Origin of the sequence: Flavobacterium sp., from assembly GCF_029242675.1 — a bacterium.
In the GTDB taxonomy this organism is placed as follows: Bacteria; Bacteroidota; Bacteroidia; order Flavobacteriales; family Flavobacteriaceae; genus Flavobacterium.
Genome location: NZ_JAQWTM010000334.1, coordinates 1 through 16,076 on the forward strand (window position 1 = coordinate 1; position 16,076 = coordinate 16,076).

Genomic DNA, 16,076 nt, shown 5'->3' on the forward strand with positions numbered 1-16,076 from the left:
CGTGTGCATACATCTGCAGCGACCGTGATGGTTTTACCAGAGGCTGAGGAATTTGACGTACAAATTGATATGAACGATGTACGTGTGGATTTCTTTTGTTCGTCAGGACCGGGAGGACAATCGGTAAACACAACCAAGTCGGCTGTACGTTTGACGCACATTCCTACGGGATTAGTGGCGCAATGTCAGGATCAAAAATCACAACATAAAAACAAAGATAAGGCGATGGGCGTTTTGCGTTCTCGTTTATACGAACAAGAATTAGCGAAGAAAGAAGCTGAAGACGCTACTAAGCGTACATCGCAGGTGAGTTCAGGTGACCGTTCGGCCAAGATTAGAACCTACAACTACGCTCAAGGACGTGTGACGGATCACCGTGTTGGGTTGACTTTGTACGATCTAGGAAACATTATGAACGGAGATATTCAAAAAATTGTTGACGAGCTACAGTTGGTTAACAACATGGAAAAATTAAAGGAAGCTAGCGAAGTTTTCTAATAAACAAGCATCATTTATGCAATGCCCCCAAAAAGTTAGGCACTATTTGGGGGCATTTTTATGGAAAGAAAAATCAAGTATAATTATGCATTTGAACTTGAATGTGGAAAATTAGTACAGACCGATAACAAATTTCTTTATTTAATATCAATACGCTCAATTGAAACAACGTTCGTAGGCAAATTAAATCCTTCTGTTTTCAGAGCTTTGTATATGTTTAATTGTAAATCTGATTTTAATTTATCTCCTGGAGCTTTTATTTCATCAGTTCGATACCAAAAATATACGCCTATACTTACTACATCATTTTCAATTTTTTCAGCTATTGTCTTGTGACTGGGAATCTTTAAAACAAATTCGTTTTCTTCAAGAAGTGCATTTATGAGTACGAATGCTTCGTCTATTTTTTCATCATGTGAAATACTAACAATGAATTGACTTCTCATGAGTTCATCAATTGTAAAATTCTCAAGGTTGTTTTTAAGAATGGATGCATTAGGAATATAGGCATCAATTCCGTCCAGAGTTTTGATTGTGGTGGAACGTAAATTCATTTCAATTACTCGCCCTTTAATGCTATCAATTTGAATTAAATCACCAATCCGGAATGGTCTTTGAAATGCCATTAATATTCCTGCTAAGAAATTTTCGCCTATATCTTTTAATGCAAATCCTATAATAAATGTTGTTAAGCCGGCACCTGCCAAGATTTTATTAGTCACATCGTCAAAACCTATAAGACCTAAGCAAATTACAAATAAAGCAATGGTGAGAAGTAGGGAAATGATACTTAAAATAAAGTCAGCGATTAGTGGATCATTTGATTTAGAAATGACAAACTTTTTAGCATATTTATTAATCATTTTAATAATTAATAGTCCTAGTAGAAGTACCACTACTGAAAAAATCACATTGGGTAAGTGTCTTATGAAACTGGTCCAACTTTGATTTATTGCTTCATAAAAAACATCTATTTCTGAATTCATATTTATTGTATCTAAGGTTTTCTAATCTAATTTTATTTTTAACTTCGAATTTGCTTCCATGCCTTTAAACGTTTTTTAGCACTGTTGGAAAAATATTTGTCATCAGCCTCTCCTAAAATAAATCCGATAGGCCTAAATTTTTCTGTGTGATCAAAAAGCACCTTCAATGATGCTGTTATAGGTAAAGCTAAGATCATTCCTGGAAATCCCCATAACATCGAAAATAAAATGATAGCTAGTATTGAAGCAAATGAATTTAAAGAAACTTTTGAGCCGGTAATTTTAGGAGTTATAAAATTACCTTCTATAAATTGTATAAATCCAAAAACTGCGACTACTCCCACGGCATACCAATAGGAATCTTTTGTAGCTAGGGCTACTGCCGCTGGTAAAAGCGAACCAATTATTATCCCTATATAAGGAACCAATAGTAGTAAAGCACATAAAAAGCCAAAGAAAAAAGGATAGTCAATTCCTAAAATTAATAATCCAATACTATTTAATAAACCTACCATAATCATTACGCTTCCTAATCCCAGTAAGTAGTTTTGCTGGACGTCATATAATTGACTCAATACAACTCGTGTACTCTGCCTATTATTGGTCGTTGCTTTATGTAAAAAACTTATTAGAAAACTTCGATATAACAAGAAAAAAAACATGTACAACGGTGTCAATATAAAATCACTCAAAATGCTTCCAGATCGCGTTAAAAAAGCAAAAATATTATTAGAGTTTTCTTTTACAATTTTTTTTACTTCAATCTGACCGCTACCTACAATTTCTTCACTTTTTATTCCGGTGTAGTTTTCAGTTTGCGTAATTAACACTTGAAATTTCTCTGTTATGTTTTCATAATACATATCACTTTTATCAAGTATATTTTGAAATTGAATCCCAATTAAGGTGAAAACAAAAAAAATGATGGCTGTGAAAATAAGTATATCAATAGTGATTGAAAATATTCTGTTGAAATACAATCTAGCTTCAAAAAAACGAACTATTGGGTAAATCATTACACTCAATAAAATGGCGAATAATATTGGAATCAAAAAGTCTTTTAAAATATAAGAAATAAAAACAATTAAGGTGAAGGCTAGTAAGTCGTTAACGATGTGTTTTTTAGTATGTAGTGAAACCATATTTTTTGTTTTTTATAAACTACCAGCAAGTTACTAATAAAATATTGACAGTTAGAAAATTTTAACTCGTCCTTGAGAGGCTGTAGTGCTAATTTTGATTTTCAAGTTATTAAATTTTATCATTTAAACCAATTAGTTAGACAAGTAGTGATTACTACTTAAACTCACTTCTTTCAGTATATTTAAATTGTTTTGAAAGCAGTTGTGTCTTTTTAATTTCCTACTCGCGCTTGCTACTGATGATGTGTTACATAGAGAAGTTTTGGTTATTCTAAAATCATATGTTTAAGTTGGTTTTTTAATAGTTCATCTAATATTGCTTTGATAATTTTTATATTTTTTTACCGTAGTTGTAACAAAGGTAATAAAGTGTGATAGCAAAATTATTATTGAATTTCTTATGATTTTTATAAAATCCTAAGTTAATTAGATTCTAGTTCGTAAATTTGGCGTTAGATTTCATAAAACATGACTACGCAACAACTTTACAAGCAAATTCAAGAAAAAAAATCATTTCTATGTATAGGCTTAGATGTCGATTTAAATAAAATTCCAAAATTCCTTCTAGCTCTTGAAGATCCTATTTTTGAATTCAATAAAGCTATTATTGATGCGACTCATGATCTTTGTGTTTCGTATAAACCCAATATCGCTTTTTTTGAAGCTTACGGTATTAAAGGTTGGATGGCATTACAAAAAACGATCAACTACATCAATGAGAACTATCCCGAAATTTTTACTATTGCCGACGCCAAACGGGGGGATATTGGTAACACTTCCTCCATGTATGCTAAGGCCTTTTTTGAAGATTTAAATTTTGATAGTGTAACTGTTGCTCCGTATATGGGGAAAGACTCTGTCGAACCTTTTTTAGCGTTTGAAAATAAGCACACTATTATGTTGGCGTTGACCTCTAATGAAGGTGCATTTGATTTTCAAACACTTTTAGTAGATGGTAAGGAATTGTACAAGCAGGTTTTAGAGACTTCTAAATCGTGGAAAAACAGCGAAAACCTAATGTATGTGGTTGGCGCTACCAAAGCCGAATATTTTACCGAAGTTCGTAAAATTGTCCCTGATAGTTTCTTGCTAGTACCAGGAGTCGGCGCGCAGGGCGGAAGTCTTTCAGAAGTGTGCAAATACGGGATGAATGATTCGATAGGATTACTAATTAATTCTTCGAGAGGGATTATCTATGCCTCAAACGAACTTGATTTTGCCGAAAAAGCAAGAGCTGAGGCAATGAAAATGCAGCAAGAAATGGAAGGAATAGTAAGTTTAAAGTTTCAGGTTTAAAGTTTTTGGAATTGTCTATTACCTATTTGGAACAGTAAAACTCTTGATTTTTCTTAAAGTCTAAATGGTTCAAACTTTTTTACCATTAAGAGATTAAGTTTTATAAAGCTTATAAAAAGGTTTTTAAACTTTAAACATAAAAACGTTGTGTACTTTGAGTAAAACCTTCCGACCTTTGCGGTTGAACTTTAAACCATAAACTTGAAACAAATTTCTTTCACTGATCAATTCGGGACCGCTCACAATTTTGAAACTTCGCCGCAGCGAATCATCTCGCTTGTGCCATCACAAACGGAGTTGCTCTCTGATTTGGGTTTGGAGGCGAGAATCGTGGGTATCACCAAATTTTGTGTGCATCCGTATCATTTAAAATCAACCAAAACTAGTGTAGGCGGTACTAAAAAAGTGAATTATCGTAAGATAAAAGCCTTGCAACCGGATATAATCATTTGTAATAAAGAGGAGAATACGCTTGAAATGGTGGAACGATTGCGAGAAATTTGTCCGGTATGGATAACCGATATTAAAACAATTGAGGATAATTTCCAAATGATTACCGATTTCGGGCAATTGTTTAACGCCCGCACCGAAGCTCGAAAGTGGAATGATAAATTGGCTTTTGCCTTGAGCGATTTCAAAAAATGTATCGCCGCGATTCCAGTTAAAAAAGTTGCTTATTTTATTTGGAAAAATCCCTACATGGTAGCAGGTTCGGATAATTTTATAAATGAGTTATTGAAACTAAATCATTTTAAAAACATATACGATACCAAAGGACGTTATCCTGAAGTTGCTATCGAAAATATAGTGGAAGAAGGTGATCCTGATTTTGTTTTACTTTCTTCTGAACCGTTCCCATTTAAAAAGGAGGATGGCTACGAGATTAGTAATTATACGGATAATGCCCAAATGATTATCGTCGATGGAGAAATGTTCTCATGGTACGGCAGCCGGCTCCTAAAGGCTTTTGATTACTTTAAAATGCTACATCAAAAAATGGGCTGATCGTTTTGTTTTCTTCAAAGTGAGAATGCTCCCTTTTATCACTATCAAAAAAACCATTTAAAAATTAAGAAGTGAATCTTAATTTTTAAATGGTTTTGAAATTTATCAGTTGTTTATTTATTTAAAACACAAATTCCAAAGTCGTATAAAAACTTCTAGCATCTGATGGAATGATTCCTGGTCCCGGATAACCGGTCGCTCTTCGTGTGAAATAGCTATTGTTTGTGAAATTAGTAACTCCTGCTTCTAACTTCCATTTTTTCCATTTGTATGAGGCGGAGAAATCAGCAACATAATAGGCGGGTATCTCTCCAAAGATTCCGTAGGTGTTGTCGTTTTTATCCGTCTTACTATTATTGGCCTCGGTAAATTGTGATGATACATAGGTAAATTGCAAACTTGTCAAGAAGTTTTTGTAGCCAATAGCGGTTCCGGTTTTTATATTCAGTAAAGGAACGAATTCCACTTTATTTCCTTCTATATTTGGCGCATCTGATTTGAGGTACTTGGAATCGGTAATGGCAGTGTTCGTAAACGCACTCCAAATAAAATTCTCGTTCGTCCCAAAGAACGTCTTGCTAATACTCCAATCGAACATCGTTTCAAAGCCATAGGTTACTGCCGTACCAATATTAGAACGGTAGCGAACCACAGCGGCTGATCCATTGGGGTTTCTTGTTTCGTATTCTCCTATTTTATCATTGTAGTAGAGGCCATAAATACTTGCATCAAAAGTAATTTTGTTGCCCAATTGTCCACGAATTCCAATATCAGAAGTGTATCCTTTTTCATCGGAAATATTGGGGTCTATCACACTACTCGGACTCACTGTGCGAATATCATTAAAGGTAACAGAACGGTAATTTTGAGATACGTTTCCGTACAATTCAATTTGGTTTTGAGGCTTGTAGCTTAAACCTATACCGAGAAGTACAAAATTTCTATCTTTAGTATTGCTTTCGTCAACCCTTTCGTCAAGAATTACATTTCCAGCTAAGTCTTGGTTTATTTTTCGATAAAATCCTTTTGCTTGAGTTCTAATTTTTTCAAATCTAAAACCAGGTGTTATGGAGAAGTTAGAAGAAAGTTTGAATATGTTCTCACCAAATACTGCAATATTTAAATTAGGAAAGGTATAATTGGATTGATTTCCATAAAAAGGAAATTCAGCATTGGCTACATTAAAATTAGCATCGCTGCCAGAGCTACCTGGTCCTTGTAATCCCGTGTTATTCGATTGATAGTATTTAGCTCCAATCAAAAAAGCAGAGCGATTATCATTAATCGAATAGCGTTTTAAGTAACGAGCCTCGGCGCCCCAGTTTACAAAATCACCTACGATTAAATCACGTACGGTACCGTCAGTATCAGGGTTTGAAACACGATTAGAACGATATCCAACCGATTTTCTGCTGGCATTTAAACCAAATAATTGCAAAGAGAAATCAGCGTCGTTCGTAAATTTATGCTCTAATTTTAACGCAATTAGATTCCAATCTACAGCGAACCAATTCCGTGTTCGATTACTTTGTCTGGGATTTTGGTTGAACATTGCATCTGTTAGTCCACCTGCTTGTTGTGCCAAATAATTAAAATAAGTATAATCAAAATGTAATGAAGTTTTGTCGTTGAACTTATAATTAAGATTGGCAAAGTAATTCTTGCTTTCAAAATCAGAGTTGGGTCTAAAACCGTTTCCTTTTTTGTAATTAAAGAAACTGTAATAGCTAAATTTTTCGTTAGTACCACTTACTGAGGTAAAATTAGTGTACAACCCATAGGAGCCTACTGTATTTCTTGTAACCAGTTCAAAAGGTTTTTCGGTTGGCGTTTTTAGTTTAAAATTTACTAATCCTCCAAACTGGGTTCCGTATTGCAGGGAGGCGGCACCACGAATGATTTGGATTTCCTCTAGTGCTTCAGTAGGAGTAGCATAATAACTTTCAGGATACCCTAAAACATCAGCACTAATATCATAACCGTTTTGACGTGTATTAAAGTTGGAGGTACGGTTTGGGTCTAATCCGCGGCCACCTATGCTTAGCTGTAAACCTCCATCGGAACTTTCGTTGATCGTAAGGCCTACCACTTGGGCAAAAATTTGTCTTGTATTATTGGTCGCTGTATTTGCTATCAATTTGCTAACATCGATAACTTCGGTCTTTTTACCTGCATAAATAGCGGTGCCTTCAATGTCTTTTAGTTTGCGAAGTGCAAACAATTTGTTATTTTGTTTTTTAATAACTACTTCAGTCAAATTATTTATTTTAGCCAAAGCAATTGTTACCGTGCTTCCGGTAGTGATGCTATTTTGCTCTACAATAGCGTAGCCTTCTTTAAAAAAAACAAAATCAAAACTACCAGTTTTAGTTGAATTCATTTCGAAGTAGCCCGTTGCATTCGTAAAGACTTTGTTATTTACGGTTGTATTAAATACCTCTACTCCGGCTAAGGGTTTAGCATTGGTATCGGTTATCGTACCTACAATCTTATTTTGAGAATACGTAACTACAGATAATAATAAAAGCAATAATAAACTAAAATCCTTTAATCGTATCATTGAAGGGCAGTATCCAATTTTTGTGTTCAAAATTTTCATTTTCGTTTGCTAAATTTATTTTTGGGTCAATATATTTTTGGCTTAATCGTCCATTAAGCGCAACATAACTTTCAACATAAACTTCAGGATTTTGTAGACCTTGAGCCTTATAGTGGGTATGAAGATAATGGGCGTATTCCAAGATGAAATCCGGTTGGAAAGCCATTTGTTTTTCTTGAAAGGGAGTTAAAAACTGACTGTTGTTCACGATTATTTCTTTATTTGAAAGAGTATCTTTTACCTTAAATGTCGCATATCCTGCTTTTTCCATTAGCATTACACGCCATGAGAATCGGAATCCTTCTTCGGTCCAAAACAGTTCGTTTGGATATAATAAATAGCGAAATGGAAATAGCAATTGGAATAAAATAAAACTGCTAATAAACAACATTTTCCCTCTGTAAAGAAAAGTAGATTCTGGTCGCTTCTCCTTTCCATTTTCGAATAATACAATTGGTATTGTAACTATTTTTCCTACTATTGAAAGTACTTTTTGATGAAAAGTAGCATCAAAGAATAGGAGTGAACTAATAATCATAACATAAGGAAACACACCAATTGGGAATAAGATTCTCGTTAGTATATGAAATATTACTACCAAAGCGAAGCCAAATAAGCGCGTTCTTTTATTAAGCAGTAAAAACACAATTCCAAGGTCGTAAATAGCGCCAGTCCAGCTAAAAGCATAATGCACCCAATTTTCATTTAGAAGTGCACCAATTAAAGGAAGATTAGAACTGTTAGGAAGCCAAATTTTGAGTGGTATCGCATCAATTAGCCAGTCCGAATTTAATTTTGCTAGACCTGCATAAATATAAACGATAGCTAGTATTAGTTTTAGGATATCAGTATTCCATCTTGGGATTTTTTCAAAACGCTTTTCGTTATTTTGATATGCATCTACAGAAAAATAGCAGTTAGCTGGTAAAAATAGTAGGATAAGGCTGATTACGGTAATGAAATAATAGTGGTTCAAGTATGTCGTCTTGTCCATTAATTCAATGTAGGTGAAGGACAAAAAAAAGGTTAGTATAGCCCATTTGTATTTATAGCCAATAGCTACCATAAAAGATGCGACAGCTGCTATAATAAAAAGTAAATACGTATAATTTCCAAAAGGAGTAACCCAACTAAAACCGTAATAGGTAAAGTGAAAGACGGGATCAATATAGAATTTTTTGATCCATCCATAACTTGCAAAGCGAACTAGGCTAAAGAGCATCATTAAACCAAACGCTAGCCTGTAAAAAGCTAGCGTCGACGCATGTGAATAGGTATTCAGATATTTTTTTATTGCTGTAGTCATAACTTAATCACCATCGCTATCAACATAATCAATAGTAATGTTTAAGGCTTGCATCATATCAAGTTTAGTGTAAATTACATTTTGCTGTAAAGCATCGTATGCTAGAATCATTTTAGCATTATCACTAATCACTTGAGTAGAAAAACTATTATTTAAAGTTGCATTTGTTTCTAAAACAGTGCTGAATTGGTTGTTGATTATCGTACTTAAATTGCTACCATTTCTAATCACTTTGCGATCATCGAGATAGGATTTTAAACCCTCGCCAGTAGTTGTTTTGTTAAAATGTTGTCCGTTAAAAAAGTCTTGGGATGCTTTAATAGCGGTATTTAGTAATTCCTTTGAAATATCATTTTTATAATAAGCCTCTACTTTTTCAGGGTATTTAACTCCGCCTGAGAAAAGACCCGCTGGAATTCCAAGTTTTCCAGAGCGAATGTTTTTTTCTAAATTTTTGACAAAATTGTTGGTTGTGATGTTTACAGAGCTACTAACAGAAGTACCATTATTATTGATATATGCGACTCTATATCCATTGTTCCAATCATTTAAAACAGTTTCAGCAGTTGTTTTTAAACGAGCAACGACGTCAGTTAAATATTTCTTGTAATTCACCGCGTTAGCATTAACAGTGTAGTAGGTTACAATTCCAGCATCTGTTGTGTTTAAACCATTAATTAGGTAATCGATTGCCGGAAATCCTTGCTTATCAAACTGAGAAAGTAAAGTAAGATTATAAGAAGAGGACGAAATGTTCGACTCAATTCCTACTGCACTTGTTGGGTAGGTATTAGCACTTTGTTTTAAAAAAATTTCGTCAGCTTTACCAAAACCAAATAAGGCAACATATTGATACGCTTTGTAAGCTTCAACCCAAGAAGAGCGCAACGTTTGTAGGTTTGCAGTTGTTGGGGCACTATTAAAACTTGCGGTATTTGAAGCCATTACTTCTAGTTTAGCTTGGTAATTAACATAGCTAGGAATAATAATGTTATCAGCCCAATTGGTTAAAAGTAGTGTTTTGTTGTAATTATTTCCGTCAATACTAGTCTCGCTACTGTCATTGGATGAACAAGCTACGATAGCCATTACTGCGGTAAAAAGTAGGATTAATTTCTTCATTTTTTTAAAAATTTGTTGCAAAAGTACAAAACCATTGGTTCTTATCTATATTTATTCTAAATTAATTTACTGTAGCAGCTTGAGCCACAGTGAAACCAAATTTTGTTGCTATTTGCAGTGATAAACTGTCTAGTTTTGCTCCTAAGGTATCGATATCCCATAATCCATTAGTACCGCTTGTCATGGATGCAAGCATTGTATCTACCTCTGCTTTTGTGAAATACGGGCTATTAGTTCCGGGTTTGTTAGTATATCTCAAGGTCATTATAAATCCGTACGCTTCAGAAAGAGCATGGAATGCTTTTGCGCCTTTATCAGTTGTCAGCTTGCCTTTTCCTTCTTGAAGGTAGTATACCGCTCTTACTGCAGGCACAAAGGCTAATTTAGCTTTGATAATATCAATTTGTGCGTCGCGTTTGTCATAATCATTATTTACAATTGCTGCTCTACCGGTACGGAAAGCCAAATTAATATCAGCTTTTACGGTATTAAAGTCCACATCTGCATTTACTTGATCGATGTAACTACTCCAGAATTTTGTGCCATCTACGCCATAAACATATCCGTAAGCTTCATCCCAAGTATGTTCCATGGTTGTGTAGATCTTACTTTCTTCTACAATTTTATTGCTATTGTTTATTTTACTTGTACCCTCATCTAGTTTATTTTTACTTAGATAGTTGTTTACAATTTGGTCCATAAAACAAGCTCCCATCATCCCTTTTAATAGCACTTGTTGTGGCTCTAAACCATTACTTGAAAAAAGTCTTTTACTTGTGCCGTCAAGATAAACACCGGCTACACCTGCTGAAGCTGTTGCTCCTAAGCTAGCAGAATTAGATGCCGTCAATTGTGATTCAAAAAACGCCTGAACTGCTACTTTTTCAGTTGTTGTTCCACCACCTAGAAACAATTGAAAGTAATCCTTTGAAGCGGCTGTTTTATCTTTCAGTTGTTTACCCGATGTATTAAGGGTAGCATCTGCGAAAGCATTATTAGTATTAGAATACATATTTGTCAATACAGTCAAATTGGCTGCCGTGCCATTAGTTGCTGCCGTTTTAATATAATTACCCATTTCCTCAAGCATTAGCAAACGACTTGTTTGGCCTGAAAAGTCTACTGTAGTTTTGCTGTTTCTTTCGAAAGTATAACTGGTAGGAATAGTATAAGTTGGGTTTTGAGTTAGTGCGTCATCATTTGAGCATGAGCCAAGTGTTAAAGTTGTGATCGCTAGCGTTGATAATAGTACCTTTTTTAGAATCATTTTAGTTGTTATTTAGATTGAATAAGAATAATTTTCTGCAAATGTAGTATCCAATTTTAGATTTACAAAATTTTATTTAGATTATTTCTAAATAATTTTTAAGTAATTAATTTGGTGTTGTTTGAGAAGGATTATAATTGCAGTTTTTGGTCTTAAAGTAGCTTTATCCTATCGAATTCAAAAGGTAATTGTTATTTGTGGCACTAGGATAGCGTTTCTTAAAGCGGAAGTCTTCTTCTATTGTATCAATTAGAAATATTATACTATTTTTACAAAAAAAATCACGTGATTAATTACACTCTTTATAGGAACGATAATAGTACGCAGTGGGTAACTTTTGTGCATGGCGCAGGGGGAAGTTCTTCTATTTGGTTCAAACAAATTCGGGATTTTCAAAAGCAGTACAATGTTTTGCTACTTGACCTGCGCGGTCATGGTAAATCACAATCTATCCTGAAAACTAGATTTAAGCAGCGGTATAGTTTTCCTGATTTGGCCAATGATATTTTAGAAGTTTTAGATTTTTTAAAAATTAAGTCCTCGCATTTTGTGGGTATTTCATTAGGAACAATCTTAATTAGGCAATTAGCCGAAATGTATCCTAGTCGCGTGCAAAGTATGATTTTAGGTGGTGCTATTTTAAAGATGAATTTTCGATCTCAGATTTTAATGCGAGTGGGGAATTTATTTAAGTATGTGATGCCGTATTTGATTTTGTACAAACTCTTTGCTTTTATTATAATGCCAAGAGAAAATCACAAGCAATCGAGATTGCTTTTTATAAATGAGGCGAAACAATTGTGTCAAAAAGAATTTATTAAATGGTTTAGATTAACTGCTCAAATTAATCCAGTTTTGAAGTGGTTTAGACAAGTCGAGTTAAATATCCCTACTTTATATGTAATGGGTAATGAGGATTATATGTTCTTGCCATCAGTTAAAGCTGTTGTAGCTAGTCATTTTAAGTCCTCTAAATTATACGTTATAGAAAATTGTGGACATGTAGTTAACGTGGAGCAAGCGGCGGTTTTTAATACTGCAGTCTTATTATTTATGCAATTGGTACCACAAAAAATGCCGACATTTTAAAAAATGTCGGCAATTCTTTAACTAACCAAAACCAAATAATAAATAACCAGTTTATTACTCTACAAAGATCATTCAATTAGGTGTAGGTAGCTGTTAATATTGTGTTATTAGTTTGTTGTCAATACGTTAACTTTTTATCTCCTACTTTTTTTAGTGCTTTTTTAGTAACTGACACAAAATCAGCCTTCATTATAAATGAGCAGTAGAAGTCTAAAAACTCCTACCAGTTTCCTTTTGTAAAATGAAAGAGACTACTTTTTGTCTTGCATGGCAAAAACCGAAAGTAATAATGGAGAGGTTCTTGCAGCAATATTCGTTCTAATATTTTGTTCCTCTACAGCAATCATTTTAAAAACGCCTATCAATGCCTGATTAGTTACATAATCATTTAAATCTGGGTTTACTTTGCGAACCAAAGGAATACTGTTGTACTTCGTTATGATGTTGGTCCAAACCACATCTGCTCCCACTTTACTAAATGAGTTTTTGATGACAGGGTTAAATTTGGCATATAAAGCAGTAGAGGTACTATTTTGTAAATAATTTGTAGCAGCGATGTTACTTCCTAACAAAATGGTTTTAGCATCAGTGAAGGTCATGTTTTTTACAGCTCCTACAAATATTGGCGTTGCCTCTTTTACGGCATCTTCGGCAGCGCGATTCAATGCTTTCAGTCCTTCATCTGCAAGGGAACTGAGACCAATACTTCTTAAACCTGCATCAACTTTTCGCAATTCCTCGGGCAGAAGGATTTTTACGGCTTCGTTTCTATAGAAACCATCTGTTGCAGTTAATTTAGATACTTGTTTCGAAATTCCGTTATTCAATGCTTCCTTTAATCCTGCCGCAATATCAAGGCCACCTACAGTGCCTAAAGTTGGGTATTGATTCGCTATTTGTTGTAGTTCAGCACAGCTAGAAAGCGTAAATACAGCAACTAATATCAATAATTTTTTCATAGTATAGTTTTTATTTCTTTCAAAAATACTGTTTTTAAGGGTAGATGTGGTCTGTTTTTTTATTTACTTTCCGGGAAGGTGTATTTTGGGTTTCACTGCACTTGGGTTGTATTTTTATGGTAGATCATTTAGGTTCCTTTTTTTTACAATGTAGAATTGCTTACAAGGGAAAAAAAACTATAGAAAAAGGGATTCTTTCAAAAAAGAATCCCTCAAGTTTGTGCAGATATTATCGTTTGATCTATTTTTTTATTTCAATTTTCCCGCCTTGGTTACAGTAAATTAAGTTAGAGTTAGATTCATACTTTTTATAGCAGTTCTCCCCAGCTTTTTCCACTAAAATTAAATTGTTTAGATAGGAAATATAACTTAATTCCAAGCCATCAGCAGTTTTTATCGTTGTTTTATCATCGACCAAAATAAAATCAACTTCGCCATTTGCATTGTTTATCCATACTTTTGGTTTCGTTGGGTCATCCGATTTAAGGATGTTACCTTCAGCTAAATTTGCAAAACGATCTACCTTTAACTTACCCGATTGTGTTTTACCATTTTGTGTGGCACTTCCGTTAATATAGATATAGTATGCCGAATCAAAACTAAGATTTTGCACTTTTGCACCTTCTGCTTTTGCGTTAACTACCACTAAACCGTCAATATTAGCTTTTGTGTCTATTGGCCAAATGCTGAACATACCAGTGCCTTGTTTGGCTGTTTCAAGATACTCTGAAGCCTTGTCAAGCTTTGTTAAAAATAATTGCGTTAGTGACAAGTTAAGATAAATCACTTTGTTGTAATCTTTTGTTTTTATCTTTTTGTATTCTTTATTTTCGTAAGTTAAAAAGAATTTTTCTAAACCGCTTAAATAGTCTGCAGTTAGTGAATTAGCCTCTATCTTTTTCAAGAATTCATCTGTTTTAGTATTGAACTCTATTAACTCGGGGAAATCTTCCGCTTTGTCAAAAAAACCATAATTAATAACAAGTTCTTTTTCAGATGTGATTATGTTATTGTCAGTCAAATACTTGTAACCAATGTTATTTAGGTCATTTACTAAACTAGTGTAAGGTTTTCCATTATAGGTTGGTGAATACATGATGGCATTCGTTCCTTTTTCAAGGAGTATTTGGTTGTTTTTATCTAAGACTAAGTACTTAAAGTCTCCATCTAATACAAATTGTCCATTACTTGATTTCTTATAAGTAGCACCTTTGTAGCCCATTAACACTCTAACATCGGGATTAATTGTGTCTTTTTTAGAGTAATCTTCAATCGTGTTTTTGACTAGATTTTTTTCGTAAGTATGTTTCTTTTTGTCTGCATATTCTGTGTTCCAAGTGTCGTCTCCTTGGATTATAATATCGTATGTTTTTAGTTTTTGAAAAAATTCAGATTTTGGTATGATTACTTTTAACTTCTTTTTTTCAGTGTCTGCCTTTTGGGCGTAAATACTTCCTGAGAGTGCTGATAATAGTAATAACAAGGTAATTTGTTTCATGTTTTTTGGTTTCAATTAGGAACAAATATAAGATTTTATGTCGGGTTTTTGCTGATATTGGATGTAGTTACTCTTTAGCTATTGATAATCAAGTGCTTAGTTTTTATTTTAGTTGTGCTATTTTAAAGTCTTTTTTTGTGTGTATAAAAGTTAATATGGAGAAACAATGATTAAAAATTTTTGTAAATTGCACGCTTAAAATTATCATATTCTCAAAATGAATCCACAAACACCGTATATTCCTAAGAATAAAGTAAGAATAGTAACTGCAGCCTCATTATTTGATGGCCACGATGCAGCGATAAATATAATGAGACGTATTATTCAATCCACTGGAGTTGAGGTCATTCACTTAGGTCACGACCGCAGTGTTGAAGAAGTAGTGAATACTGCAATCCAAGAAGACGCCAATGCAATTGCAATGACTTCGTATCAAGGTGGTCATAATGAGTATTTTAAATACATGTATGACTTGCTAAAAGAAAAAGGAGCAGGGCATATAAAAATCTTCGGTGGAGGAGGTGGTGTAATTTTACCCTCTGAAATTGCCGAATTACACGAGTACGGAATTACTAGAATTTATGCTCCTGATGATGGACGTTCTATGGGATTGCAAGGAATGATTAACGATTTAGTTCAGCAATCAGATTTTCCTACAGGTGATAAACTTACGAATGAAGTAGCGCAATTGGCCTCTAAAAATCCTACTGCAATAGCTCGAATTATATCGGCGGCTGAGAATTTTCCTGAGGTAGCGAAACCTGCATTAGACGCTATTTTAAAAATAAATGAAAACTGCAAAACTCCAGTTTTAGGAATTACAGGAACTGGTGGTGCTGGAAAATCGTCACTTGTTGATGAGCTAGTACGTCGTTTTTTAATTGATTTCCCTGAAAAAACAATCGGTTTAATATCTGTAGATCCATCAAAACGTAAAACAGGTGGTGCTTTATTAGGAGATAGAATCCGTATGAATGCAATTAATAACCCTCGTGTTTATATGCGTTCGTTAGCGACTCGTCAATCTAATTTGGCTTTGTCAAAATATGTTGCCGATGCGATTCAAGTTATCAAAGCAGCAAAGTACGATATTATCATTTTAGAAACTTCTGGAATTGGGCAGTCTGATACAGAGATTATGGATCACTCTGATGTTTCACTATATGTAATGACGCCAGAATTTGGTGCAGCAACACAATTAGAAAAAATCGACATGCTTGATTTTGCTGATTTAGTAGCACTTAATAAATTTGACAAACGCGGTGCACTAGATGCGATTCGCGATGTAAAAAAACAATACCAACGCAAT

General features: G+C 34.0%; 13 protein-coding genes. 5 read left to right on the plus strand and 8 right to left on the minus strand.

All coding sequences use genetic code 11. From position 1 onward, the window contains the following. Window positions 1-498, plus strand: a 498-nt coding sequence (locus P8M54_RS12160) for a peptide chain release factor-like protein (protein WP_300288152.1), incomplete at its 5' end; no start/stop codon positions are given. A gap of 137 nt (window positions 499-635) precedes the next feature. Here the strand turns inward: P8M54_RS12160 and P8M54_RS12165 are convergent. Both P8M54_RS12165 and P8M54_RS12170 read right to left on the minus strand, forming a co-directional pair. Beyond that, a complete protein-coding gene (locus tag P8M54_RS12165; protein ID WP_300288154.1) occupies window positions 636-1,484 on the minus strand; it encodes a mechanosensitive ion channel domain-containing protein in 849 nt (282 codons plus the stop codon). Window positions 1,485-1,522: 38 nt separating this feature from the next. Then, a complete protein-coding gene (locus P8M54_RS12170; RefSeq protein WP_300288156.1) occupies window positions 1,523-2,626 on the minus strand; it encodes an AI-2E family transporter in 1,104 nt (367 codons plus the stop codon). 468 nt (window positions 2,627-3,094) lie between these two features. Here P8M54_RS12170 and pyrF point away from each other — a divergent pair, with 468 nt between their 5' ends. After that, window positions 3,095-3,922 carry an orotidine-5'-phosphate decarboxylase gene (gene pyrF, locus P8M54_RS12175; RefSeq protein ID WP_300288158.1) on the plus strand — a complete coding sequence of 276 codons (828 nt, stop codon included), beginning with the start codon at window positions 3,095-3,097 and terminating at the stop codon, window positions 3,920-3,922. A 201-nt stretch (window positions 3,923-4,123) separates the two neighbouring features. Then, on the plus strand, window positions 4,124-4,927 hold the full coding sequence (locus tag P8M54_RS12180) for a helical backbone metal receptor (protein ID WP_300288161.1): 804 nt from the start codon (window positions 4,124-4,126) through the stop codon (window positions 4,925-4,927). Between the two features lie 121 nt (window positions 4,928-5,048). Here the strand turns inward: P8M54_RS12180 and P8M54_RS12185 are convergent, their stop codons facing one another. From P8M54_RS12185 to P8M54_RS12200, 4 genes are all read right to left on the minus strand, one after another. Next, complete coding sequence (locus P8M54_RS12185; protein ID WP_300288177.1) at window positions 5,049-7,487, minus strand: TonB-dependent receptor; 2,439 nt, start codon at window positions 7,485-7,487, stop codon at window positions 5,049-5,051. After that, entirely contained in the window at window positions 7,465-8,832 is a 1,368-nt protein-coding gene (locus P8M54_RS12190) for an HTTM domain-containing protein (RefSeq protein ID WP_300288163.1), read from the minus strand. Before P8M54_RS12190 ends, P8M54_RS12185 begins: the two co-directional genes overlap by 23 nt. 3 nt (window positions 8,833-8,835) lie before the next feature. Beyond that, entirely contained in the window at window positions 8,836-9,954 is a 1,119-nt protein-coding gene (locus P8M54_RS12195; protein ID WP_300288165.1) for an imelysin family protein, read from the minus strand. A gap of 61 nt (window positions 9,955-10,015) precedes the next feature. Next, window positions 10,016-11,221: a DUF4856 domain-containing protein gene (locus tag P8M54_RS12200; protein ID WP_300288167.1), complete on the minus strand. Its 1,206-nt coding sequence runs from the start codon at window positions 11,219-11,221 to the stop codon at window positions 10,016-10,018. Between the two features lie 285 nt (window positions 11,222-11,506). On the opposite strand from P8M54_RS12200, the gene P8M54_RS12205 reads away from it, so the two are divergent. Next, window positions 11,507-12,310, plus strand: a complete 804-nt coding sequence (locus P8M54_RS12205; protein WP_300288169.1) for an alpha/beta hydrolase — start codon at window positions 11,507-11,509, stop codon at window positions 12,308-12,310. A gap of 251 nt (window positions 12,311-12,561) precedes the next feature. Here the strand turns inward: P8M54_RS12205 and P8M54_RS12210 are convergent, their stop codons facing one another. Both P8M54_RS12210 and P8M54_RS12215 read right to left on the minus strand, forming a co-directional pair. Next, window positions 12,562-13,269, minus strand: a complete 708-nt coding sequence (locus tag P8M54_RS12210) for a DUF4197 domain-containing protein (RefSeq protein ID WP_300288171.1) — start codon at window positions 13,267-13,269, stop codon at window positions 12,562-12,564. A 241-nt stretch (window positions 13,270-13,510) separates the two neighbouring features. Beyond that, window positions 13,511-14,767, minus strand: a complete 1,257-nt coding sequence (locus P8M54_RS12215; protein WP_300288173.1) for a hypothetical protein — start codon at window positions 14,765-14,767, stop codon at window positions 13,511-13,513. 217 nt (window positions 14,768-14,984) lie between these two features. On the opposite strand from P8M54_RS12215, the gene P8M54_RS12220 reads away from it, so the two are divergent. After that, a partial coding sequence (locus tag P8M54_RS12220; RefSeq protein WP_300288175.1) for a cobalamin-dependent protein occupies window positions 14,985-16,076 on the plus strand: 1,092 nt, incomplete at its 3' end.